Source organism: Microbacterium sp. RURRCA19A (assembly GCF_900156455.1).
GTDB lineage: Bacteria > Actinomycetota > Actinomycetes > Actinomycetales > Microbacteriaceae > Microbacterium.
Genome location: NZ_FTNQ01000003.1, coordinates 316,379 through 341,448 on the forward strand (window position 1 = coordinate 316,379; position 25,070 = coordinate 341,448).

Consider the following 25,070-nt stretch of genomic DNA (forward strand, 5'->3'; position numbering starts at 1 on the left):
TCGGGGCCTCAAAGCTCACCAATATATGAAGTTAGTAGGTGGGAAATTCTCGACAGTGCGGTAGCACGCAGACTGCGTTCCGAAATTTCTCGACCCGTCGTGAGATCGCTCGAAAACGACGAACGGTCTTCAACGCTGCGAGGGTGGTCGGTTGCGTAGTGGAGGGCAGTAAATCCGAGATCTGTCGAGATGGCAGAAATCGCGTGCGCCATGACCGATACTTCATTGTCTACTGTTGCGAATCCGGCACGCAATGCACCCGTTATCAATTCCTTCGTTTCTCGCATCATGGTCGGCACGGACAGGTGACTCCCCGTGGCCAGATCGCCATTCCACTCCAGGAGCGGATTCCTTGGCGCGGCTATGGTCGCAATTTCTCCATTGTGGCCTAGGTTATAGAACGCATTCGGGACGAATGTTTTCTGGTAGAGAGGGGCATCTGTTAAGCTACCCAGCTTGCCAACATAGACCAAGTGTCGACAGCCAGCCCGAATGATTGCGGATGAAAGAATCCCCGCAACGGACCCCCAAAAGCTGTAGCGGACACTGAGTAGCGTGAAATATATTCCGTGGAATCGCATTCTGTACGCCCGATAAAGACCATCTTCCTCTAATGAATTCAGAACCGCACCACCCTCGACGAGATATGGAATCATAAGTTCGGAGTTGCCTAGAACTACAATTTCCTCTATCTTGCCCTGCAAAAAATCGAGACAACTGGCGATCCTGTGTTCATATTCTGAGAAGTATGTTACATCGCTCAGCTCGCGGCGGGTGCCTAATTGAAATTGTATTAGTTCCGCAATGTGTACGGTGTAGTCCAAACCTGCCGGGACAAATACGCGCAGAGTAGGCGGCGACACGGAGCTCGGTGCGTTTACGTACACGGATCGAATTCGGTTCGCCCACTTGATGGGGTGTGCCCCTCCTCCCTGCTCACGCTCGGTTATAGCCATCTTTGCCAGCATCTCCGGTGAGACGGACTGCACAAGAATTCGAGCATCGCGAGCAACGGCGATTTCAAGGGCCTGAACGTCGACACGCTGTTCCACGTACCTGACGAGCGTCTTTCCCATGCTGTGGAGTTCGGGGGGAACCACCTGTATCAGGTGAGCCACGGACTCACCTCGGCCGACTTTATCTTCATGGCCGAACTTCATGACAGCGCTCCCCATCGTCGTCGTCGGCAGTCGAGTCATCGAAGATTGAGTGCTTTATGCAGACTCGGATGTATATACACTGCACCTTCTCTCGGACGGGCGAGATCTGGGTACTCGGTACGGTATTTGACCTTCCCCTGGTCGTTGGCGCGCACCCCGACGATTGAATTATCAAAAAGCGGGCTGAATGTAGCGTCGTCAGGAATACTATCCGCTCGTCCGGAATTAGCTATGGATGAACACATCTGATCCCATGAATCAAACCTTCGAGGCCCATCTCTGAGAGACTCAAGCTGGTCGATCATCTGCGGATAGACGCGACGGAACTCTTGTTTGAGATCGTCAAGCTTCCATTTACTAAACCTCACCTCCGCTCGACGAACCGCGGACTTGCTGATGGTATGGCTCGACGCATCAGAAACTCTTACACACTCGTCAATGAATTGAATGACCTCGCGAGGTCGCAGAAAAGTCCGACGGATGACGTAGGCAAACGCAGACGGTGCGTCCCCCATCGATCCGCGCTCAAACAGGTCATCTAAATGAACGCCGGCGGGGAGTCGTCGGCCGATCATTTCGGCGAGTAGATCGTAGGTCCATTCAACCGATTGCTCTCGCGTGTGCAGCTTATCCTTGTCATCAAAATCTAGTGAGTTGTATATCTCGCTACGGAGAAACACTAGAACACGGACTCCGGTCCCTGTCGGACCTCGCGAGAGAGTATCGTTTAGTGTCTTCGCGGCCTTGACTAGGCCAATTAACATTGATTGAGAATCCGGCGATGCGTCCCACGAGTCGTCAAGTCGGTCGAGGGCAAGAGTAATGGGGGCTTCGTCTGCGATCAGGTTTGCTAGCGTAAGCAACTCTTCGAGCGATACACCGCGCATTGGCGCCAATTGAGGCGCGTCACGGGCGAGGTTAAATCCAAATCCCGCAACATTGATGCCGACCTGGCGAATCTGAGAGAGTGGACTCCCATTGGCTCGACCATTTTCAGTCGCCCCGTCATTGGCCACCTCTTTGCGTTTCACCTCTGAGAGTGCGTGACTCACCGCGGGACTCCATGCTCGTTCTGCGCCGAACGCGGCTGATGCTAACTCAGCCGTAAGTGTGTGAAGCCATGTCGATGTGTGAGCTTGTGCGGAAAGAAGGTTTCTTCTTTCGTTCTCAGGCAACGCGCTCCAGGCATACTTGTCTGGTGAAACGATCCTGACAATGTGGCCGTCGGGGGCGAGCTCAGGCAAACTGGTACACAATGCTGATTTGCCGGAACCTTTACGCCCGAGGAACAAGGTCCTCCGCCCGGCGAGGGCCTCACTGACGTAGGGTGTGGTTACAAAGTACTCGGCGAGTCTCCGATCTGACTCGGCATCGCTACCGCCAAGGTCCAACTCGCCGAGTGTCAGTCCGTTTTCCACCCCAGTCCCCCCGCGTCTGAAGCATGCTGTGCCGCGTACGATACCCGTGCCAACCGTTCGGCGCAGCATGCGGGCATGCTCAGGAGGCCATTTGGATTTGTGGCAGATTCGTTCCTGATCGGCGAAGTTGGTCATTGCAGTCGGCGGTCAAGGTGATCGGACCGACGATGCTCTTCCGCATCTGGCATATTGACGGGCACGTTCTTTAGCACGCCACCAGCGTCGTGCCAGCAGGAAGCTCATCGACTTGGCGCCCCTCGACCTCCGCGCTCTTCGGCGGGATGAGGCGCGCAATCAAGCGGGGTCTGACCTGGCGCCAGCAGATCGCAAGGGTGGACTTCCGTATCCCCCGGGTGGCTCGTGCGAGCGCACACCTCTTTTCTGGTGATCCAGCACGACTGCGTACTCCATCTCGACCAGCGCATTACTGATGCGATCATGGAGCCTGTTCGGCAGCGCGTCGCCCGTGACATCCCATAGCGTCGTTAGCTCGGCTCGCATGCGCTCGATGATCTTGAATGGGTCGCGTCGCTCGATTTCGCTCTCGATGGCATCGCGGAGCTTGCCGAATCCGCGCCTTTCCGCCCGCATGACCGTGCTCAGGCTAATTCCCGCGAATCGCGAGAGTTCCGCTCGGCGGTTCTTCAAGAGGCCCACCATGGGCATGATGCTCGTGCGGCGGTAGTTGCGCCCATCGTCCGTCCAGTACCGTCCACGGAAGGCGAGCGCGGCGTAGACCGCCGATCGCTCAAGGTCGTCGTCGATCGAGAGAGCGGCCTTGTCTATGAGGCGGTACAAGCCGATCCAGTCGTAGACCGAGAACAGTTCAAGCGGCACGTCGTCGCGCGGGGCGTCCTCGCTGATGCCGAGCCCCTTGCGCAGCCGAAGTAGCCACTCCAGTCGCTCGTCGCTGTCGGTCACGTCACGATACTAGTTGTCAGTAGGTAGACAACTGTAGTTTTCAGATTCTTGACAACTATTCGAGTTCCGCACACAGTAGGTGTCACCGCGTTGACACCGGCGACGAACCTGACCGTGAGCCCATCACGGCGCCGCCTGAATCACATGAAAGGCCCATCGCATGGCCGACGGTCGACCGACCTGGCTCACGCAAGATTGCCCAGCCTGGTGCACTGGCAGACACGACGATCAGGACGCACGCGAGGACCGGCACCACCACTCCCGAGAGACTCTGGTACCTGTTATCGCTCGCTCCCCTCGGTCAGGCGAACCTGGCACTCGCGGATCTTGGGGCCTCGAAGCGGTGGAGTTGGGCGTTCTGGGGACGCAGCCAGTCGAGGACGCGACGAGCATCTGGGTCGTTGTCGTAGGCGAACGCCAGTTTCTTGAGATCACGCGCGAAAGCGCTCAGCGTCTGCATGCCGCGCTCGGCGAGCTGCTCCATCGCCTGCAGTAGTCGCCGCTCCGTCGCGTGTGAGTTCCGCCAGAACCCTTCACGGTTCCCGAAGGAGCGCTAGAGGGTCGAGCTCGAGATCTGCGGCGAGGCGCTCAACCGAGCGAAGGCTGAGATTCCGGAGACCCTGCTCGATCCCACCGATGTAGGTGCGGTGGTAGCCGAGCCGCTCTGCGAACTGCTCCTGGCTGAGCCCCAGTGCTTGGCGGTGTGCTCGGAGGTTTTGACCGAGTCGGCGCTGAAGCTCTCCTTCCATCCCTCCACGGCATCACTTGGCTACTTATCGGTCTACAGACTTATAAGTCGCTTCGGGTGAGAGTATGTGCTACTTATGAGTAGCGTCGCCGCTCTTCCTGCTCGCACTCACACCCTGGGGGGACCCTCACATGACCCGACCTCGCCGCCTTCGCCGCGCCCTCACCTTTCTCACCGCCGCCCTCCTTGCGGGAGTGGGCTTGCTCGCCGCACCACAGTCCGCCACGGCCGACGGGGATGGTCCGCTCTACGGCGGCTACAGCTTGGATTGCTCGGGGGAGGTGCCCGTGCTGAGCTTCTCTGGGGAAATCACCGGCGACAACGAGGGTCACACCACCGGCACGACGAACATCTACTTCACGCTGCAGGGTCCGAGCGGCACGCAGGAGTTCGGTCCGAAGCAGGTCTCGTTGCCGTCGACGTACACGGACTTGTGGAATCTCACCGACGGTTCGGCCAAGTACACCTTCGGTCTTCGTCGTGGTGACGGGCCCCGTGGCGATGATCTGCAGTCCGTCTCATTCCCTGACGACTGCGTGAGCGGCTCGACAAGCTCCATGATCCAGTCGGGAGCTTCGTTCGGTGACGCCTACTGCACCGATGACGGCGGCGCGGCTGCTGACGTGGTGGTCTCGACCACCCCGCCGGTGCGGAACGTGAAGACCTATGTCACCGTCAACAACGGCGTCTACCCCCTACCCGTTGAAGGCCTCACCGGCCCGGACGGCACGTACACGAAGACCGTCCCGATCCCGAAGAACGGCACCACCAACATCACCGCAGGCATAAAGCTCGCCAGCGGGCAGTCCGTCTATGGCGGCGACCGCGACTACACCTTCCCCGATGTGTGCGCGACCCCGACCCCGACGCCGACCCCGACGACGGAACCCACATCGTCGCCCTCACCCACCGCCACACCGACGGATACGCCGCCACCGTCGCCGAGCGAGTCGTCCTCTCCGCTGAGTGTGTCCCTTTCGACCAGCACGGTCATTCGCGGCAGCCAGGTCACCCTGACGGCTAGTGGCTTCGCATCCGGCGAGACGGCGGAGATATGGCTCCACTCGACGCCGACAAAGCTCGTGACGGCCACCGCCGATGAGAACGGCACGGTCCGTCAGACCGTGACGATCGCCGAGGGCACTGCGATCGGCGCGCACAAGATCGAGGTACGGGGTGCGAGCAGCGGCTCTACCTTCGCGAACCTGACCGTCACCGACGGCCTGGCAGTCACCGGCTTCGATAGCAGCACGACCGTCGCGACCGGAGTCGGGGCGAGCGTGCTTCTGCTCGGCGGCATCGCCTTCGTCCTGCTCGCTCGGCGACGTCCGGCTCGGCGTTCGTGATTCTGTACAGCGCCGAAGAGCCGTCGGCGATCTTCCACTCGAACCCCGGTTGGCTCCTCCTCGTCGTCGTCTGCGGGCTCTTCTGCCTCGCGGCGCCGACGCTCGGGGTGATCGGGCTCGTCCTGGGTATGCGCAGGGGGCGAACCACGGCCGCGGTCTTCGGGTGGATCGGCATAGCGTTCGCCCTCTTCGCCGCGATGCTTCTGGTGTCGTTCCCGCTCACGCTGTTCGACGTGATCGCCTTCATCCTCTTCGCCCCGTTCGTGACCCTGCTGGCGATCATTGGGGTGGTCGGGGGCATCCTGTCGCTCGTGTTCGCGATCAGACGCCCCGCACCGGTGTCCACCTGAGAACACGAAGCAGACCCAGATGAATGTCGGTCGAGACAGAAGGAGCCGTGATTCATGAGGTTTAAGCAGACGGGCATCGAGCGCTCGGGCGCCGCACATTCTCCGAAATCCAGAGGGAGATTCTTGTGACACTCGCGGCGGACGCCGTCGAAGCGGAAGCCCTGTCGTCGCGGCGGGCGCCCATGACCGAGCTCGACCCTGGGATCATTGCCGTTCTTGGGATTGGCGCCAGCGTGGTCGGCGTGCTCGTCGGCGTCCTCACGTCCAACCTGCTCTTCGCCTACGTGATGCTCTGCCTCCCAATCGCCCTGGTGCTCCTGTTCGGTGCCTTCGCGCCGAGCAAGAGCACCAGCCGGCCCATTCCGGGCAAGTACGGCATCGCGCTCCCCGTCGCGGCACTCATCCTGAGCATCGTCGGCAGCCTGCTCGGGATCGTGCTCGGTCACGTCAGCCGTCACATCATCCGCGCCCACGGGGGTGATGGCGAAAAGATCGCCCTGGCCGCGTGCGTCGTCGGCTATGCCGCGCTGTTTCTCCAGATCGCAGTCGCGCTGTGGCTGGTGACCACCGTCCTGCGGGCTTAGCGCTTTCGCGAACCCGGACAAGAAGCTACCGGCTTTCGGTGACTCAATCACGCGAAAACGTCGGGGCTGCTCATAAGGTCGAAGATATGGCTACGCGACAGATTGCTCAGGTTATCGACGACCTCGATGGCACCACCCTCGACGAGGGAGAAGGACAGCAGATCACCTTCTCGATCGAAGGTCGCTCGTACGAGATCGACCTGTCGGAGAAGAACGCCGAAAAGTTCTACGCGGCATTTGCTCCCTACGTTGACGCTGGCCGTCCGATCGGATCCCCGAGTCGCCGCGCCACCCCGGCTCGCGCCGCGCGCGCGAAGAGCGACCTCGACCTCAACGCGATCCGGGAGTGGGCGCGGGCTAATGGGCACACGGTCAGCGATCGTGGACGCATCGCCGGCCCGATCGTTGAGGCCTATAAGGCTGCGAACGCCTAGCGCCTCCCGCCACCATCGGCTGATCCGCCTACGAGAGCACGACGCCTCCGCTTTCTTGCCGGAGGCGTCGTTCATTTCTTGGATGTAAGGAATCGCTGCCACAGCGGCAGCCGCACGTCGCCGTAGCGCCACCTCCGGTGAATCGGCATCACCGGATATCCGGGCGGCAGCGACCCTTGCGTCCTCCAACTGAACACGGTCAAGTTACTCTCGAGACTGAACGGCAATGCCACCGCTACCCGACGCCCGAACAAGCTGCCGTGCCGACGATGTAGACCACCGCGTCGGAGTCCAGGTGCTCGCCGATTCGGGTACCGTCCCCGGCGCGCGTGATTCTTCGCCGGGTTGCCAGTCTTCGTTCGGCAGACCGCGTCCACCTCGGCGCCGCACGACGGGCACTCGTGACGCAAGTCTTGGGTGACCTGGAACTGCCGCCCTAGATCGCGGTAGAACTCGTCGGTGTGGAGGGCGTGGCCCTCGGCGAGTAGTTCCTTCACCTTGTTAGGGTTCGCCTTGACCACCTCGTACCACTGGGCAGTCATGAGCGGCGAGACGCCGAACGCGTCGAACATTGACCGGAGAAACTTGGCGTGAGCACGCGGGCCGCCCGGACCGCCGTTGAGAAGCCAGACGCCTGCCGCTTGTAGCTCAGCGATCAACAGGACCTCGGCATAGTCCAGTTCGGAGGGATGGTCGTTAGTAACCGAGAATCTGCTTGGCGAAATGCTCGACGCCCAATTTTTCGATCACGGGTCTGAGGTAGCCACCGCTGCCGAGATATTTCTCGACGCTGTATCAGTCGAGGCGTCGCGACTGTCCCGCGTACGTGTATCCGTTGACGTCGTTGGTCGTGGCGTACAGGTATCCGATCGGCATGGTTCCCCCGACCACACGTTAGCCGGTCCCACCTCGATTCGAGACGGCGAATCAGCACGTCGACGACGAGGTGGGGGAAGTCAAGAGTGCGCGATCGACCTCAAGTTAGTGAAGTCCGCGGAATGCCGCGCCTGACTGCCACCGCCGCGTGCAGGATCAACAAGCAGCCCCAGCAGGAGATTTTCCGGATCCGGAATTGCCATACGCCGTTGAGGAGTGGCAAACCCAGCTTCAAGTAGATCGAGCAGTTCGTCGGCACTCTGATTGTCACTTCGGGCGTGTGCGTCGCACGCTGCCGCCGCCACCGCTGAAAGCCAATACATGAAAACTTCTACATGACCGAAGCCCTTCTCCCACAGTGACGGAGCCGCCTGCGATGAGGGAGAATCAGTCTGCCCCGCGCTTGAGTCAGCAGGGAACGACCATCCTTGAGGGAGTGCGAGAGGAAACGTTCTCACCGCTTCCTTGTATTCGGCGCGGACCTCTTCAAGGCCGACAAAAATGGGACGTGGGGACGTGTCTATGCGGTTGGTGGGAATAGAGCGCTCGGTAGCTGCCGAGGCAGCCGTGGGGGCCGCGATTGCTCCCGTGAGCGCTCCCGCGCCAATCAGGGCAACCCGCAGGAGTGCACGGCGAGAAAGTGCTCCTTGCGTTGGATAATCCATGAAATCTTCTCCTAAGGATTCACTCGGGGCATGTGGATAGGAAATGTCGGAGCGGCAAATAATACATCACAACTGAAGGCGGTGATGCTCGGCAAATTCGAGGAGCCTCTTCTTGATCGTGCTGACTCCCAAAATCAGGTCGCGTTCGACTGGTCGTAACGCATTTCGGCCGTAAAGTTGATCGGAACGTCGAAGTGCTGGTAGACGTCCAAGCGGATTAGCTTCCCTCCCGGTACAAATCCGACCTGCGTCCAGGGTCCAATCACACCCCAATTCTTGTCGCACCAGTGAGTGCCGTAGCTATTTCCCGAAGAATCGTACAGCGTGAAGAGCACTTGACCCACGCTAAAGGTTTCGCCATAGTCCGGGGTGATGTCGGTCATGCGGATCTGCACATCGCCCTTGAGGTACCTGTATGTCCAATACTGCACAGTGATCCCGCCGGCCTGGTAGGCCTTAATTGGCATGTTCGATGCGGTGATCCAAGTCATCTAAATTTGCTCCTCGTTTGAACTAATGTGGTCAACTGCCCCGAGGCCCACTATCTCGCCTCGTAACGCATTGACTAACTATTCCGAGTTTTTGAGTGTGCCGTACTGCACGGATCGTCGCGGGTTAGATTTCCGGCTCGGCGGAGAAAGCATAGAGGCGTGATCCAATGGGTCATGAAGCGCAACACCTGCACTTCCAAACCGGCGGCGGCCGTGGCGAACTCTCCAGCAGAGCCCACGCCGCCAAGCCACATCAGAAACCGCACCGGGTCGTCTCTCTCCCTTTGGCTGACAATTTTGCGGGTTGAGTAGATTGAGGCAGAAGGGTACGGCAGCCTTCAAGGCCTTAGCGGAAAAGATCGTCTCACTCGATGGTGGCTGGCCATCGCGCATCCCGAAACGGTTACTTCGGGATAACAGATATCAGATGACGCCGCCTCCTGTATGTCCCCCATTTGGCGGACAAGGAGTTCTATGTTCACAGTGATTCATGCTTCGCAGGCATAGGCAATTCGTAGCCAAAACACAATTAACGCGAATTCCTTCAGTCGTGCATATACTCCGCTCATGAACGGTTCATCGTCACGTTTCGCGGCCGCGTGTGTTGCTCTCGGTACGATCACTCTCATCGCGGGCCTCGCTGGGTGTGCGACTTCTGCCACCGCGGGTGTGACGCCTACAAGCGTGCAGAGCGACACGACGGCCGCGAGTACATCACCCTCGACCCAGATCCAAGTCACCGATCACGACTCATGCGTTGCCCTTGAGGATGTCTTTACTATCGTGCAGAACGCAGGAATGGGACTGAAGAGCGGCAGTATGGGGCAGCACGAGTACGACGGCTGGTTGCAGCTGGCCACGCGCGTCCTTGATCGCGTTCCCACCCGAGGCGACGGGAATGTTTCGGCCAGCATTGCCGCCCTCAAGAAGATCGCGCCCCCCGTCTCGGATCCGGCGGGCGGCTCGACCGGCATCGCCACACGTGAATGGAATGCGGACGCCGTGGGCTCAGCGTGTCAAGCAGCAGGCACACCACTCGCTGCCCAGAGCTTCACTGGCGGCTGAACTGGACCCAGAACCGCTTACATAGCAGGCGCTTGCCGCCGGTCGTTCGTCAGTGGTGCGGGCGAGTTCCCCTTCTGCTTAGCCAGCCCGCTTGGTGCTCCTGCTGAAGTGAATGAACCGGTCTCACGCTTTACGGGCGATCTTGCAATAGCCCCGCCCGGAACATTTTCTGTAATGAAGGAGTGAGCTTGCGCATCCAACTTCCGCTCTCGGTTTTGGTGGCTGGTTCGTTGATCGTGTCTGGCCTCGCCGCGCCAGTGCTGTCGGCGCCCGAGGCCGCGATTGCTGGCCAATCACAGATCGCTGCAGGCGATGATGCGGCTGGATCGGTGTCGCCTTCCGGTGCGGGTGTCGCGGTGGACGGCGGGGGAGCGGCCGACGGGTACCACGTGCGGGTGACTTCGGCGGCTTCGGGATTCGCGTGGCAGGATGTGGCGGTGTTGCGGCCCGCGGATGTGTCGCCCGGTTCGTGGTACGGCTATCAGTGCGTCACCTCCGACGGTGATTACGCTGCGGTGGCGGTGCTTCCTGGGACGGCGATCAATGTGAACGCGGCTCGGGATCACGGTGCGTACGCGTACGCGGTCGACCTTCGCTCTGGTGTCGTGTCTGCGCTCGGGTCTGGCGTGGGCCTGAAGTACCACTCGCCGCAGTGCGGGCTGGATCACTCGGCTGTGTTCACGAGCAACCCAGGGGCCAATGAGGGTACGACGGTTGCGACCCGCTACGACCTCGAGGCGGGCACCCAGATGTCTCAGTCCATCGTTGCCGGGCAGGTGACCAGCGTCATTCCTGTTGGGGACGGCATGGTCGGCGCTCAAGGGACATCCCTCGTCAGCATGCCGGCACAGGGCACTCTCGACAGCCCTGCAAAGGTATCGACCCTTACCGACACGGGGGGTGGCGCATACGACCTGCGGCCCGCTTCCGATGGAGGAATCGATCTTCTGAGCACGAGTGCTGACGGGCACGTTCAGATGCTGCACGAGATCAACGGTGCCGCGCGAAAAGTCGGTCACGATGGCATCGCCGGAGCCAAACTTTTCCTGGGAGCGGGCGGTCACAACATCGCCGTGGGTGTGTCCGCCGGGACCGGTGTCACCAGCGTTGATGCCTCGAAACTCCCGGTCGGTGCCGACAACGCCACCCTGGACGGTACGGCGGTGTTCGGTCCTCGCCAAAACGCCCCTCCCGGCAAAACGGGAGACGAAGCCACTCAATCTGACCTCTCCGAACAGGTGGCACCACCGCTCGTTCAGGTTTCCGGAACGAGTGAGGTGAAGGACACCACGGTCCACACCGCCGCCCCCCAGGTCGAGAACTCGACCGGCCCGGCCCTCCCCGGCGCAGACACCCCCTCGGACCCATCCACACAACCCGCACCGCGAGAATCCAACCGGTCCGCATTCGTTGGCGCCGGACCTGCCGCATCATCGGTGCAGACAGCGAGCTTGATCCGCCCGGCCGTCTCGGCTGGAGCGAGCACCCCGACGTGCTCGGTCGCGCGTCTACAGCCCACCCTCCAGGCGATGCAGCCGTCGAACGCTCAGGTTGATTGGGCGACGCAGATGGCGGAGCAGGGACTGCTCACGGGAGCGTCCTCCACCCGTCCCGCGAACTTCGCGAACATGGGACTGGCGTCGTACTCCCCGAGTAGCGATTTCTCCCCGATCGCGCTGAAGCACCCGTCGTCCGACAACTGGAGCACGGTGCCGCGATCGGTCATGGTCGCGATCGAAGCGCAGGAGTCGAACTTCAACCAGGCTTCCTGGCACGCCCTGCCCGGCCTTTCCGGAGACCCGCTGATCGCCGACTACTACGGCGCCGGTGATGCGATCGACACCATCGATTACCCCGACGCTGACTGTGGTTACGGTGTCGCGCAGGTAACGACCGGCATGCACGCGAGCGATACCTCGATCTCCTACCACGGGCAGATGAAAGTCGCTGTCGACTACGAAGAGAACATCGCCGCCGGACTGAACATCCTCCAATCGACCTGGAACCAGCTCTACGACGCCGGCATCACCGCCAACGGGGGCGACCCGCGCTACCTGGAGAACTGGTACTTCGCGGCCTGGGCCTACAACACCGGTGTGCAACCCACCGCGGCGTTCGGAAACACCTCGGGATGCACACCCAGCCCGACCTGCACGGGGCCGGATGGGACATGGGGACTCGGGTGGTCGAACAACCCGCGAAACCCCGACTACGACCCGTCACGCGCGCCGTACCTCAAGAACACGTACGCGGACGCCGCCCACCCCTCCAGCTGGCCGTACCAAGAACGCATCATGGGCTGGATGGGATCCCCCATCATCCGGTATGGCTACATCGCCTACGACACCCCCGACTACCACGGCGGCAATAGCTGGCTGCAGATCCCCGGGGCCAACAGCATGTGCTCGGCAGACAACCACTGCGATCCGTCGAACGCGGCCGGCGGGTACTGCGGCCTGAGCGACTCGGAATGCTGGTGGCACCAACCCGTCACCTGGGTGACCAACTGCACCTCCACGTGCGCGACCGCCGCATACGAAGACGGCGCCGGGTCGACGGAGCCGAGCTATACGGACCCCTACCCGCCCACCTGCAACCAGGACACCTCGAAGGTTCCATCCGGGTCCATCATCGTCGACGACCTGGCCACCCCGACACAGAACCGACAGGGATGCTCCGGCATGAACTGGAGCAACGGCGGCAGCTTCAGCTACAGCCCCGGCACTAACTCCTCCGGGGATCCGGTTGGCAACATCGATACACACCAACTCGGTTCTGGTTTCGGTGGACACATCCTTTTCGCCCACACGGAACCGGCAAGCTCGACGAGTCTGATCAACACCGGCACCTGGACTCCCAACCTGCCGAGTTTGCAGTACTACAAGATCAAGATCCACATCCCACAGTCCGGCGCGACCGCGACCGATGTCGTGTACACGATCAACCCGGGCGGCTCCGCCGCTCCGTGGAAGATGCGCGTGAACCAGGACTGGGAGTCCGAGCAATGGGTCACCATCGGCACGTTCGCCATGCAAAACGGCGGCAACGTTCAGCTGACCAACACCAGCTCGATGGATGCCGGCGCCTACGACGTCGCCTTCGACGCCATCGCCTTCGTCCCCCAAGGAGGCACCCCCGGCCAACCCATCGGCGGCCCCCCAGGCATCCAAGACGCGCCCAAAGGCTCGAACCCGGCATGGGTCAACTGCGGATGCGTCCGCCGCACCGAAGGCGACCCCGTCGACACCGCAACGGGCTACTTCGGAGAGACCGCGACGGACCTGAGCACGCCGGGGCTCGGGGAAGCACTCGCGTTCACCCGCACCTACAGTTCATCGCTCGCAGACCCCGCGGGGCCCTCGGGATCAGCCGCGCTGAACGGACCGCTTGGACGTGGCTGGTCGTTCGCGTACGGCATGAACACCACCGTGACTACGGGCGGTACCGTCACCGTGCATCAAGAGGACGGGTCCACGGTGCCGTTCACCGTGGACGGCAGCGGCAACTACGCCCCCTCCGCGCCCCGCTTCGACGCGACGCTGGTCAAGACCGGCTCCACCTTCGTGTTCACACGCCACTCGACCGACCAATTCACCTTCGATGCGACTTCCGGTCGACTGCTAAAGATCAGCGACCCTGCCGGACGAGCTGCATCAACTCCATACGCCACGACCCTGGCATACGACTCCTCCGGGAATCTCCAGAGCGTGACCGACCCCGCCGGACGGGCGTACACGATCACCTGGACAGGAAGCCACATCACCAAAGTCCTCTCGCCTGCCGCGCAGGAAGTCGACTACGTCTACAACACCGCAGGCGACCTCACGGACGTATATGGCGTCGGCACCACTCGCTCAAGCGGCACGAACGGGGACCAAGACCACGCGCAGTACCAGTACAACGCCGCCAATTTGATGACCTCGCAGCGCACGCCTGCAAACTACGGCAGGACCGGGACGCCCACCCCAGTCACCTCGATGACCTACGACAGCTCCGAGCGCGTGCTCACCCAAACCGACCCCATGGGAGATGTAACGACCTTCACGTACGGTCCGAACTCGACCGCGGGCCTGACGGCGGGGCAGACGCTCGTGACCGACCCGGTGGGCCACAAGACTCTGTACAGCTACCAGGGCGGGCTACTGACCTCGATGACCAAGGGATACGGTCAAACCGGCGCTTCGACATGGTCGTACGCCTACGACCCCGTCACCCTGGGTGTGTCCGTCCAGACCAACCCCGACGGCTCAACGCAGACATTTTCGTACGACGACGCCGGCCACCAGATCTCATCGAGCGACGGCCTCGGCCGCACCACCGCCACCCAATACGACGCGGCCGGAAACGTCCTGCAAAGAACGGACCCGGCTGGCCTGCAGACGATCACCACCTACAACGCGGCCGCGAAGCCGACGAAAGTGCTGGTGACTCTCCTCGGACAGAGCGCCGACTCGGCGAACAACGTGCTCAACCCCTCCTACGCGCGCGCGGCGACATACGCCTACGCCGATGCAGCCCACCCGGGGAACGTCACGGGGTATACCAACGCGAACTCCCACACCTCAACCTACGGCTACGACGCGTTCGGTGACATGACCAGCGTCACCGACGCCCAAGGCAACGTCACCAAATTCGGCTACGACACCAGCCGCGGATGGAAGACGAGCACCGTATCCGCTGTCGGTGTCGCCGCCGGCACCGCTCCCGGCTGCACCCCACCATCAAACGGGTGCACGACCTTCTCCTACGACACCCATGGTCACATCACGACCACGACCAACCCGCTCGGGCACACATCAACAGCGACCTTCGACGCCGACGGCAACCAGCTCACCAACACCGACGGCAACAACCACACCACGACAACCACCTACGACGCCGCCGATCGCCCGGTGAAAGTCCAGCAGCCCTCCACGGACAAGACTCAAACGACCTACAACGCCGACGGCACGGTCAATAAGGTCGCCGACGCGGCCAGCCACACCACGAGCTACACCTACGACGCGCAGGCACGCGTCACATCGATGACCGACAAAGACGGAAAAACCACCGCCTACACCTACGACGGCCTCGGCCGGCTGAAAACAACAACCGAGCCGAACGGCGACACCGAAACACAGGCATGGGACAACGCCGGACAGCTCTCCTCAATCACCTACTCCGGTACAAGCACACCAGCGACGTCCTACACCTACGACGCCGACGGACGCCGAACCACGATGAGCGATGGAACCGGCACCAGCCACTACACATACGACGCATTCGGAGAACCCGTCAGTGTGAAGACCGGGACCGGGGCCACCACCAAATACGGATACGACGCCGCTGGCAACACCATCAGCATCGCCTACCCCGTCGCCAGCACCACCATCACCCGCCACTTCAACACCCTCGAGCAGCTCGACAGCGTCACCGACCCGCTCGGCACCGTCACCTCATTCGGATACTCCGCCGACGGGCTCCCCACAACAATCAGCTACGGCAACGGCAACACCTCCACCGTCAGCTACGACAACGCCGACCAGCCCACCTCTAGCGCCCTCACCCGAACCACCACCGCACTCGGCACGATCACCTACGGACGCGACAACACCGGCGACCTGAACTCCACCACACCCACAGCCGGCGCCCCAGGATCCGCGACGACCTACGGATACAACGCCAACCAGTACCTCGCCAAAGCGACTGTAGGCTCCACCGTCACCAACTACGCCTACGACAACGTCGGCGACCCGACCAAGATCGGCACCGCCACCCAAACGTTCGACCCGGCCGGCAGACTCTGCTGGACGACCACCGCCACGGTCTCCGCGCCATCGTGCGCGGCGACCCCCGCCAACGCGACCACCTACTCGTACGACGACAACGGCGACCGCACACAAAAGACCCCATCCGGAGCGGCCGCAACCACATACACCTACAACGTCGCAGGCGAACTCACCGCCATCTCCGGCGCGACGGTCGCCACGTACACCTACAACGGTGACGGTCTCAGGACAACGAAGACGACCGCAGGGGCCACGGCAACATTCACATGGGACGCACGCGGAAAAGTACCCGAGCTCCTCAGCGACGGAACCACCAACTACGTATACGGACCAACCGGCACCCCAGTCGAACAGTTCGGATCAGGCGGATCCAGCCGGACCTACTACTTCGCAGACACACACGGCTCCACAACAGAGCTAATGAACCAGGCAGGTACCGTCACGGGAACATACGCATACTCCCCATGGGGTTCCGTCACCGCACACACGGGCACCACCATCCGAATCCAATTTGCTGGCGCATACGCCGACTCTGAAACCGGCTTCCTCTATCTAAAAGCTCGATTTTACGACCCGATCACCGCGCTCTTCACGAGCGTTGATCCTCTCGTGAGCAAGACGCTCGCCGCCTATCTGTACGCCACGAACAACCCACTGAACCATCTAGATCCCCTCGGTCTCGCTGACTGGTGGAACCCCGGCAGCTGGGATGCCACCACCTGGGCGGTCGTCGGGGGCGTCGGACTCGCGATCGGTATGGTGGCGCTAGCTGCTACGGGCGTAGGCCTCGCCGCGGACGCTGGCATCCTTGCGCTCGCTGTCGGAGTTGATGCTGCGGAAACGATCGGGACTGTCGCCGGGATAACCTCCATCGCGGGTGGGGCGGCGGGGGTCGCGCTTGACGGACTAGGTTGCTGGGGACAGGGAGACGAAGGCGCGTGTGGTGCGATGATCTTCAACGCTGCTGGTGCGGGGATGGGCACGCTCGGTTATGGCGTCGGGCGGAGCGGCATCACCGGCGCTCGCAGCCTGGGCGTGGGGGTCGGCGTGAACGGAGTCCCGTACTCCGGTTTCGGGTTCGGGCTTGATGCGAAGGGATTTGTCGAGTCCTGCCATAAGGCGCAGGAGGGCGACGAATAATGGAAACTGCAAATGCGTGCTGACAGCGGACTCAAGAACCCGGTCGTTATCCATATCTTTGTTCAGATCGGCGTGTTCCTCGCGCTTCTAGCTGCGACACTCTTGGTGGCGCAATCTCTTGAACTGAACGTGGTTGCCACAATCGCCGCGACCGTCCTGCCCGCGACGGTCATCATATTGATATCCGTTGGATATTCGATGGCTACACTGAAGCAGCGCTCTCGTCGCGCGAGCGTTGTTGCGAATAACCCCGGCGCCACCGTAGTTTCCGCAGAATGGAATAGCGGGGTTCTTGCACCATTCTTGCAAAACGCTACTTCGACCCATTCGAGCTACCGAGGGTTTGGTGTAGAGCTGGCCGCGGACAAGGATGGAGTCTCGATCTGGCGGAGCCACACAAAGGGTGGCGCGTTGCTGCTGGGAAAGCTCAGTTGGTCACAGATCGATTCCGTCGAATCCGGAACAGTGAAGGCCATGATCGGATCGAAGGTCGCACCAACAGTCAAAATTCAGGTGAGGCCCGGTGCTAATTCTCCGTTCGCCGACGAGATCGAATTGATAGTTCGAAGGATGCCGATCGAGGAGGCACTGTCTGCGCTCCAACCCCCTTCAAGGTAATGGTCGGCGGAGCCTGGCCTATCGGATCGCGACCGCCTGTTACGGCGTTGAACGCTTGCTGTGATGTCCGATCGGACAGTTGTTCGCTTCCCGACTTCGTCGTTCACTAAAGCCAGCGGGTGCTGCGGTTCAGTCCTGGCACCCGCTCCATTTCCTCGTTGCCGATCTGCGGTCTGTAGAGAACCACTCGAGTTCTCGGCCGCACCCGTCAAGGAGGTGACCCGCCCTCATGAGCGAGTCCAACGTCAACACCCCGCCCGCCTCGTCTGCGTCCGCCAACGGACTCGGCTACGGCCCGATCAAACCCCTCGCGGTCAGACTCAACGAGTCCACCCGCACCCAGCTGGACATCATCGCCCAGCTGGGCGACCGGACCGTCACCGACGAAGTCCGCCTCGCCATCGAAGCCTGGATCGACAAGACCAAAGCCGACCCAGCCATCCAACGCCGCGCACAAGACGTCCGCGACGAGATCGAACGCGAGGCAGCGGGCAAACGCGACGCCATCGCCGCGATCTTCGACGCCTCCCCGGCGCCGAAGACACCGCGCACGCCGCCGAAGCCGCAGACGACCTGACGGCTCAACCTCAACGGGCGGTCGGCTCGAGCTACGTCCACCCGGACGCTTGCTCGCCGGCCGCCCTGCCTCACCCTTGCCCGCGCCGATTGCCCGACCTCGTTTGTGCTCTGCGATTCCACGAGAACCATCCCGGTTCCCGGTCGCACGCACAAAGGAGGAACACCACCATGGTGCAGGGCATCATCATCCCGGCGGACAACACCGCACCCCTCAGGATCGCCACGCTGGATTCGCTGGAGGACTTTCAGCGGGCCGTCGGCGGCTGGATCGAAGCGGTCGACATTCCGAACCTCGGCGTCACAATGTACGTCAATGAGGAAGGGCTCATCCGCGACTTGCCATTCAACCGCCGCGCCACGTTCCTGTGGCGCTTCCACGTCCCGCAGGCCCACGACGCCCGTCTCGTCGGAGACGTCACACTCGTCGGACTGACCGACGAGGAGGGCGAGAACACGGAGCCGCCGAGCGAACTCGGACGGCGACTGCTGGAGCCTGGCGTCTACCGCGTCCGGACCCGCGAGCATGGCGGTAGCCGATGGCACGAGGAGCCGATCGATCGTGACGACTACCTCGAAACGGTCATCTGGGCGGCGCTGTTGCAGGAGATGTCGCCGGCTCTGGAGGTGCGGATCGAGCTCGTCGACCGCGATGACGAAGGGAACAACGAGCCTTGACGGGGCGGTGGTCACTAACGATGACCACCGCCATTCATTTTCATCTTCGATTCCAGACGGAGAACGACGCGGGCACCACGAACAGCCGCGTTAGCGTCTGACTCGGGTGATCCGAGCCTCGTGGCGATGAGGGGAAAGATCAGTCACTCGGCTCGCAGCATCTACGTGCACACGGAACAAGGAGAATAGATCGTTCAGGCCGAATACGTAATAGCTATAGTTCCAACCCCGCGCGAAACGCACCTCGGACACCCAACGGTGTTGACCTATGATGATTGCCACATCCGCCGGATATGTAACTAGCCGCGTGCCCCCAATCGCAACCGGAACCGCGAGATCCTCGTCCAATGGAATTTTCAGCGCATCCGCAATTCGCGCATCGATGGTTGTGGCCATTGCTCCACTGTCAACCAGTCCCCAAAATGTTTGCCCGACCGGCATTCCCTCGATCCGAAACCTCAGCATCGGACGATAGGACAAGTCTGGGTACACCTGCGCGAATGGATGCCTCACTGTTTGCGCTCCGGAATGAACAATATTGATGCCTCCGATGAATGCACCTTCACCATCAGTTCCGCCAAGTCGAGCGAGGCACCAAGTATTTGTCCTCCTTGCAGGGCCACCCAGTGACCCGCTAGCCGAGCCAGATCCGAACGGAGGTTCTGCGGGCGAGCAGGCTCCTTCGCAGGCTGGTCACGATAAATTTCAAGTCCGAGCACGTTGGCAACCTCGATCCCAACTCGCGCTGAAATCGTTCCTTGCTCGGCTGACAAGATCTTCTCCAGAACTGGTAGCAGTTCGATCCGCTTGCCATCGAGAAGAACTTCGAACATCATTCCCGACGACGGAGGTAGTGACATCGCCGCGCGCCGCAGGGCGTCGACAGTGATGGGATAAGTTCGTCCATCGATGCTAGCGAGTTCATACGCCTCAGGTGGCTCATTCATGACCGGACTCCCAAGAGGACTGCACCGACCGTGAAAGCGTCACCACTAGAGCTGACCGCTCCACTGAGTCCAAGGATGGTACTTGGAAGCAGCAAAGATAGCGCGGCTAGATGGCAGATCGTCAGAAATGCGCCTGCGTCGCGCCAAAGCAGACTATCTCCGACGGGATACCTCTGAGCTATGAGCCTCACATCGGCGACCGCAAACAGTGCAGAACTCGCCCTCTCATTTCGCGCCGCATGGCGCACCGAAGCCGTCAGCTGATCAGCTAGCTGGGATGGTACACGCACCCGACAAATGAACCCACCGCGAACAACAAACCAATGAGCCCCATACCAAAGGAGCGCCTCAATAGAATGCGTTCCGCCGGCCGACGGCGCCAGGCGAGATTCCCATTGCCGACCGAAACGATCGACTGACCTTTCCCTCACAGACGACATCGATGAAAGCAGGTCGAACGCCGCTTCGAGCGGCGGCATTTCCGCCGGCATCTGACTCGTACGTGACTGGAGGTATATTCCTCCCAATTTGTGCTCGAACGACTGGTGGGAAATCTGCGAGATCGGCTCAAGCTGGCGGACTAACCAATGTTCGGAGTGGAGTGTCGCCGGGTCGCCGTCAGCCGGCTCTGCCGGATAGGATCTCAGGGCACGTTCAAAGACCTGTTCCCACAATTTCGACACCCGCCTCTTACTGCAAACGACCGAGAGACACAAGAACGCGTTCGCGTTTATAGCAACCCGGGCACTCCATACAAGGCAGGGAGGCCCGGTGACAAGAGTGCGAGTACGCCAGTAACGCGTCAGGTATAGTGCTGTCGACCACGAGTTGCTCTGAGGAACGGTGAATCGCGGGAGCGACTACGGTCATCGCGCCCTCCTGCAGTTGCAACAGACGCGAGATCTGGTCGACGAACTGCTCGGATCCGTCAATATGCCTATCGCCATCACCTTGCACGCAACCGATCAGTAGACTAACCGACTCGGCACCCGACAGCGCCCCGGTATTTCTGCAGGCCCACGCGGCGGCCAAGGATATGAGCATCTGATTTCTGAATGGCCACCATTCCACGCTTGGGGCGTTGTCTATAGACAGTGATTCGGTCGACATGAGGCCGCCGGACGTTGCCGACAGATCAACCACCAATGAGTGGAACTCAAGACCCAAAGCGTTCGCAACGGCACGGGCCGAACGCTCCTCCGCCACACTCGCCCGCTGACCATAGTTGATGAACAGTGTGTAGGCTGGCCTGATTTCATATGCGAGAGCAACACTGTCGAGGCCGCCCGACAGCAGAAGCACCTCTCTGCGAATGCTGCTCACGTAAGCCAGCCCGAGGTGGTGCGCATCCCCATGCCCGCCCAAGCTGCTCGATAACACGCGGTCGCCAAGTCCCGATGGAGTTCGACCGAAGATCCACCGAGCATCTTCATCCCCTCCTTCTCGACCACACGTCCGAAGCCCACCACGGGAATATCGCGCGCGACCGCCCATCCGACTTCAAAGATCGTTCCCGCGTCAGAGTGATCGAGCATCGCCAAAACCGCGTCAGAATTCCGCAGCCCCTCCAAGTCGGCCTCGGCTATATCGTCGCCGTGGCCCACCTCGTGGACGGGAGACCAAGCGACCACTCCCAGGCTATTCAGCATGTCCCGCACGGTCTCGATGAGCCACCGCTCCCCGGTGGTAAAGAACGGGCCTGCGAGGTAAATCTGTGCTCTTCGCGGATTAAGGACACCGCCAGTTGATTCGCCGCGAAGAATTGATGCGGGCACGTCGGGCTGCTGCGTCGAACACCAATGCGCAGCGCTCCGCGACCCAATCCGCGCAGCCTCGACGAAGTGCGCCCCCTCAGATAGTGCGAACGAAAAGCCAGCAGAAAAAACATCCCCACTACCAATTGGCCAGACTCGCTTCGTCGGGTGCGCGCCGACAGTTTCTTGCCGTACGCTCGTTCCTTCCCGCCACGTAACTAAACACCCCGCGGCGCCCTGTTTCGTGATCACCGCGGACGCCTCCGACGCATTCAACAGCAATCGAGCGGCCACACTGACCGAGCGAGCCTCACGCGCAAGCTGGAGAGTTTCTGACCGATTAGCGACGATGACGAGTCGATCATAAGAGAGGTCCGCTAGCTGCAACTGCTCCGTGTCTCTCGGCTTTTGCGGATCAAGCACCACGGTTGACGCATCGACTTTTCTCTTGCCGAAATGTCTTTCGACAAGACCGAACAATAGCGCGAAGGAGTCCTCAACCACTACGTCGTCATAAATTCGTGCGCCAATACCGTTAATCAGAGGTGCGCTGATCGGCGTCATGTAGCGGAAACCGACTGGTTCTGACCTTTCCACGACCGTCCGGTTGACTCTCAGGGCAGTCGCGATCCAGTCCACAGGTTCGTTCAATTCAGAGTCGATAGCCGTGATCAGTGAGAGGTTGTCAACGTGTGGCGCTAAGGCTGCGGCCGCGCGCATTCCTGATCCCATAATTTCCTCGGAGTCAGGTTCAACGACGGACTCTGTGTACGTACCGCCGACGATTTTCATCGAGGGCGCACCTGCACACGCACCGAACCGCCCTCGCGGTGCAGCACCTCCGCCTCATACTGGTTCCCTAGCTCAATACATCTCCGAAGCGCGATGATCTGCTGGGTGATAGCCCCAACCGTTGGCCCGTTGATCACTACCGCGACCACACCGCGAATTGGCTCCTCGACACTTACCACGTCAAGTATCTCGGACGACCCAAGGTCATCTATGACCCGCGGGTCCGGCGACGCAAGCGTTGTCTCGAAGACAATGGCGCAGTCTGCGGGCCCGCCCGGGCCGCCGCCGGCCGAGCGCTTGATACTGGAGTCGCTTCCGCTCATGATTAATCCTCTCTACTGTCTCGCATGAACTAACTCTGGACGTTGCCCGGTGCCATTTCTGGCGGCCATACGGGTCTAAGGGCTACATTGGAGTAGGAATCGACTCCGAGAACGTCCTTGGCCCAGGCTTCGTCTCCTGCGAGATACCCCCATATAACCGAATCGAGTGCGGCAGCAGATAGGCCAACGGATTGGCTCCACGAAAGAAACGCCGCCTCAAAATCCAGATAGTGCCTATTCACATCCCAGGCCGGGTCGAATACGCCCGCTACGATCCCAGCGCGAGCAATGTGGATGTCGATGATAGCTACGCGGTCACTCGCGCGATGATTGCGGACCACCCAACTTGCCGTCTTCGGACCAATGCCCTCAATAAGCATCAGTGCGTCGCGCAACTCTAAGTCGCCCAATTTGCTGTACTCGCGCTCGCAGACAGCGTTCAGCGCCGACGAGAGCCGTCGCGCGCGTTGATTCGGAAATCGGTAGCGTTGCCAACGACCGTCAATGAGAACGGGTTCCGTCAAGAGCAGCCGCAGCTCGTCGATCGCCACGACGTCCCGGGCGAGTGCGCCCGATTCCCGAATTCTCTCTATATACGGCGAAACCGCACTCCATCGCACGCCATATCCACCGAGCACACATGCAAGTATTTCGTCACGCAGATTTTCTCCGAGCCGGTAATGACCAGATACGCTCGCTTGACGACACGTCTCTTCCCAGAAGCGCGCGGTGCCCAACTGCCACGATTGCCCGGACCAGTAAGGCCGCTCGTCCCCACGAGAATCTCGTACGTACCTCAACTCGCCGCGATCCCAGACCCCGACACCTCTGTGGTCGCACAGGACAACCTCCGGCGAGGCATCGGTCAGACTCTGCTTTCGCGTCGCCCGCGCCGACCGCGATCTCTGAGGTCGATCGATGCTGTGTCCAACCAGCGGAGCATCGCGCGTGCGCGCCTCCACGATCGACGTCGTGAGCGCGGCCGCGCTTGAACCCGCTGGTCGCTGACGTATGAGCATGTCCGTAGCCATGGGCTGGATGCTACAGGCCATGTAGTAGGTTTGGCAGGACCTTCACGACCGTGGCGCGTGCCCCTAAGCAACACAGGAGTCGCTTTGGAAGCAAAAGTCGTTCGCACGTTCAAATTCTCGGCCGCCCATTCCATCTCGGGCCTACCCTCTGGGCACAAGTGCAGCCGGTTGCACGGTCACAGCTACAGAGTCGAGGTTGAGATTGCTGGGCTCGTCGACGACGTTGGAATGGTTATCGACTTTGGAGAACTCCAGTGGATCCAGAGTTTCCTCGACAACACTGTCGACCACCGAACGCTGAACGACGTAGTGTCGGTCAACCCGACGTCCGAACTCCTGGCCCACTGGCTTTGGGGAGAGATAAATCAATGGTTGGCGCATAGACCAGAGCGTGAACGAATACAAACTCTCTCTGTGACGATGTCGGAATCGGCGGGCACCAGGGCGACGTACGGCAGAGATCTTTAGATGGCCGACCTGCCAATTGCAGAAATCTTCGGTCCAACCATCCAGGGCGAGGGTCCATACGCTGGGCGGCGCGCAACGTTTGTCCGGCTCGGCGGCTGTAACCTGTCGTGCTCTTGGTGTGATACTTCGTTTACCTGGGATTCTGACCGACATAATCTCAGGGACACAATTTCACCGATGCCAGTGGACCACATCGTTGAGGAGACAATGCGTCGGGACGGCGTGGTGGTGGTGACAGGCGGAGAGCCCCTCCTGCACCACAGAAGCCCCGCTTTCTATGATTTGCTGACTACTCTTCGGTCTCGCGGTAGGCAGATACATCTCGAGACTAACGGTACAATATATCCTGGGGGCGACATTGTGGGCCTGTTTGATGTAATTTCACTTTCCCCCAAGCTTGCAAATGCCGGCCCCCATCGCGGCTCACAATCCGCAGCGTTCGCCTCGGGCTGGGGGGCTTCGTCGGGTTTCACCGAAATTCACCTTAAGATTGTGTGCGAGAGTCGTGAAGATGTCTCGGTCGCGGCGTCATTCGCGAAAGAGCTCGGGTGGCGATCAGACAGGGTGTGGGTGATGCCGCAGGGCATCGATGCTCGCCAGCTTGAGTCGAGGTGGCCGACTATTGCGCAAGCCGCGGTCGACTTCGGTGTCAACGCGACTAATCGCCTTCACGTCTTGGCTTGGGGTGACGAGCGTGGACGCTAAGCCATCACTTCCCCTTAAGGGCGGGCACGGCGTTCGCGATTCCCACCGCATTCACCACATCTGGACCGATACGGTTCGTAGAAGTACAGGGAGTGAAACAGGACGACCAAGTTCGCGTCGAAGGCCTCGTGCGGCCCGATATCGACACGACAAGCTTGCCTGTGCGCTGCTTGCCTTCGCCAAGGACTAGGTCGACCGTGAGCGTCGAAACT

General features: G+C 61.0%; 23 protein-coding genes. 11 read left to right on the forward strand and 12 right to left on the reverse strand.

All coding sequences use genetic code 11. The features are described from left to right. Positions 1 to 8: 8 nt before the first annotated feature. The 5 genes from BW982_RS17860 to BW982_RS18690 form a co-directional block, all read right to left on the reverse strand. On the reverse strand, positions 9 to 1,160 hold the full coding sequence (locus BW982_RS17860; RefSeq protein ID WP_175611109.1) for a hypothetical protein: 1,152 nt from the start codon (positions 1,158 to 1,160) through the stop codon (positions 9 to 11). A gap of 35 nt (positions 1,161 to 1,195) precedes the next feature. After that, entirely contained in the window at positions 1,196 to 2,578 is a 1,383-nt protein-coding gene (locus BW982_RS17865) for a P-loop ATPase, Sll1717 family (RefSeq protein WP_076494215.1), read from the reverse strand. Positions 2,579 to 2,872: 294 nt separating this feature from the next. After that, positions 2,873 to 3,499 (reverse strand): hypothetical protein, encoded by a 627-nt coding sequence (locus BW982_RS13910; RefSeq protein WP_076494216.1) that lies wholly within the window; start codon positions 3,497 to 3,499, stop codon positions 2,873 to 2,875. 301 nt (positions 3,500 to 3,800) lie between these two features. After that, entirely contained in the window at positions 3,801 to 3,983 is a 183-nt protein-coding gene (locus BW982_RS13915) for a hypothetical protein (protein ID WP_076494218.1), read from the reverse strand. Between the two features lie 49 nt (positions 3,984 to 4,032). Beyond that, entirely contained in the window at positions 4,033 to 4,248 is a 216-nt protein-coding gene (locus BW982_RS18690) for a helix-turn-helix domain-containing protein (RefSeq protein ID WP_076494219.1), read from the reverse strand. A gap of 130 nt (positions 4,249 to 4,378) precedes the next feature. Here BW982_RS18690 and BW982_RS13925 point away from each other — a divergent pair, with 130 nt between their 5' ends. From BW982_RS13925 to BW982_RS13940, 4 genes are all read left to right on the forward strand, one after another. Further along, entirely contained in the window at positions 4,379 to 5,593 is a 1,215-nt protein-coding gene (locus BW982_RS13925) for an LPXTG cell wall anchor domain-containing protein (protein ID WP_139327460.1), read from the forward strand. Further along, the gene (locus tag BW982_RS13930; protein ID WP_076494223.1) at positions 5,590 to 5,943 is read left to right on the forward strand and encodes a hypothetical protein; all 354 of its coding nucleotides are present in this window, start codon (positions 5,590 to 5,592) and stop codon (positions 5,941 to 5,943) included. Before BW982_RS13925 ends, BW982_RS13930 begins: the two co-directional genes overlap by 4 nt. 182 nt (positions 5,944 to 6,125) lie before the next feature. Next, positions 6,126 to 6,527 carry a DUF4190 domain-containing protein gene (locus BW982_RS13935; protein WP_139327461.1) on the forward strand — a complete coding sequence of 134 codons (402 nt, stop codon included), beginning with the start codon at positions 6,126 to 6,128 and terminating at the stop codon, positions 6,525 to 6,527. 86 nt (positions 6,528 to 6,613) lie between these two features. After that, positions 6,614 to 6,961: a histone-like nucleoid-structuring protein Lsr2 gene (locus BW982_RS13940; RefSeq protein WP_076494227.1), complete on the forward strand. Its 348-nt coding sequence runs from the start codon at positions 6,614 to 6,616 to the stop codon at positions 6,959 to 6,961. 956 nt (positions 6,962 to 7,917) lie between these two features. Here the strand turns inward: BW982_RS13940 and BW982_RS17870 are convergent. Then, positions 7,918 to 8,502 carry a hypothetical protein gene (locus BW982_RS17870; RefSeq protein ID WP_139327462.1) on the reverse strand — a complete coding sequence of 195 codons (585 nt, stop codon included), beginning with the start codon at positions 8,500 to 8,502 and terminating at the stop codon, positions 7,918 to 7,920. A gap of 134 nt (positions 8,503 to 8,636) precedes the next feature. Further along, entirely contained in the window at positions 8,637 to 8,993 is a 357-nt protein-coding gene (locus BW982_RS13945) for a hypothetical protein (protein WP_076494229.1), read from the reverse strand. 567 nt (positions 8,994 to 9,560) lie between these two features. Between BW982_RS13945 and BW982_RS17875 the strand changes: the two genes are divergently transcribed. The 5 genes from BW982_RS17875 (at position 9,561) to BW982_RS18285 (ending at position 18,838) form a co-directional block, all read left to right on the forward strand. Next, on the forward strand, positions 9,561 to 10,058 hold the full coding sequence (locus BW982_RS17875; protein WP_139327463.1) for a hypothetical protein: 498 nt from the start codon (positions 9,561 to 9,563) through the stop codon (positions 10,056 to 10,058). Between the two features lie 182 nt (positions 10,059 to 10,240). Then, positions 10,241 to 16,966: an RHS repeat-associated core domain-containing protein gene (locus BW982_RS13950; protein WP_139327464.1), complete on the forward strand. Its 6,726-nt coding sequence runs from the start codon at positions 10,241 to 10,243 to the stop codon at positions 16,964 to 16,966. Positions 16,967 to 16,978: 12 nt separating this feature from the next. Beyond that, positions 16,979 to 17,584 (forward strand): hypothetical protein, encoded by a 606-nt coding sequence (locus BW982_RS17880; protein ID WP_139327465.1) that lies wholly within the window; start codon positions 16,979 to 16,981, stop codon positions 17,582 to 17,584. 229 nt (positions 17,585 to 17,813) lie between these two features. Beyond that, entirely contained in the window at positions 17,814 to 18,161 is a 348-nt protein-coding gene (locus BW982_RS18280) for a hypothetical protein (RefSeq protein WP_175611110.1), read from the forward strand. Between the two features lie 170 nt (positions 18,162 to 18,331). Then, complete coding sequence (locus BW982_RS18285; RefSeq protein ID WP_076494232.1) at positions 18,332 to 18,838, forward strand: DUF3846 domain-containing protein; 507 nt, start codon at positions 18,332 to 18,334, stop codon at positions 18,836 to 18,838. Between the two features lie 509 nt (positions 18,839 to 19,347). On the opposite strand, the gene BW982_RS17885 is transcribed toward BW982_RS18285, so the two are convergent. From BW982_RS17885 to BW982_RS17890, 5 genes are all read right to left on the reverse strand, one after another. After that, positions 19,348 to 19,785 carry a hypothetical protein gene (locus BW982_RS17885; protein ID WP_139327467.1) on the reverse strand — a complete coding sequence of 146 codons (438 nt, stop codon included), beginning with the start codon at positions 19,783 to 19,785 and terminating at the stop codon, positions 19,348 to 19,350. Positions 19,786 to 20,475: 690 nt separating this feature from the next. Continuing rightward, positions 20,476 to 21,108 carry a 7-cyano-7-deazaguanine synthase gene (locus BW982_RS13965; RefSeq protein ID WP_175611100.1) on the reverse strand — a complete coding sequence of 211 codons (633 nt, stop codon included), beginning with the start codon at positions 21,106 to 21,108 and terminating at the stop codon, positions 20,476 to 20,478. Beyond that, the gene (locus tag BW982_RS13970; RefSeq protein ID WP_083696708.1) at positions 21,105 to 22,331 is read right to left on the reverse strand and encodes a PfkB family carbohydrate kinase; all 1,227 of its coding nucleotides are present in this window, start codon (positions 22,329 to 22,331) and stop codon (positions 21,105 to 21,107) included. The genes BW982_RS13965 and BW982_RS13970 overlap by 4 nt, the downstream gene beginning before the upstream one ends. After that, positions 22,328 to 22,654: a hypothetical protein gene (locus tag BW982_RS13975; protein WP_076494236.1), complete on the reverse strand. Its 327-nt coding sequence runs from the start codon at positions 22,652 to 22,654 to the stop codon at positions 22,328 to 22,330. Before BW982_RS13975 ends, BW982_RS13970 begins: the two co-directional genes overlap by 4 nt. A 29-nt stretch (positions 22,655 to 22,683) precedes the next feature. Beyond that, positions 22,684 to 23,685, reverse strand: coding sequence for an 8-oxoguanine DNA glycosylase (locus BW982_RS17890; protein WP_139327468.1), 1,002 nt, complete (start codon positions 23,683 to 23,685; stop codon positions 22,684 to 22,686). A gap of 57 nt (positions 23,686 to 23,742) precedes the next feature. Between BW982_RS17890 and queD the strand changes: the two genes are divergently transcribed. Then, the gene (queD, locus tag BW982_RS18695) at positions 23,743 to 24,153 is read left to right on the forward strand and encodes a 6-carboxytetrahydropterin synthase QueD (RefSeq protein WP_368483031.1); all 411 of its coding nucleotides are present in this window, start codon (positions 23,743 to 23,745) and stop codon (positions 24,151 to 24,153) included. Then, positions 24,154 to 24,858, forward strand: a complete 705-nt coding sequence (locus tag BW982_RS18700; RefSeq protein WP_076494240.1) for a 7-carboxy-7-deazaguanine synthase QueE — start codon at positions 24,154 to 24,156, stop codon at positions 24,856 to 24,858. It abuts the gene before it with no gap. The last annotated feature ends 212 nt before the right edge of the window (positions 24,859 to 25,070 follow it).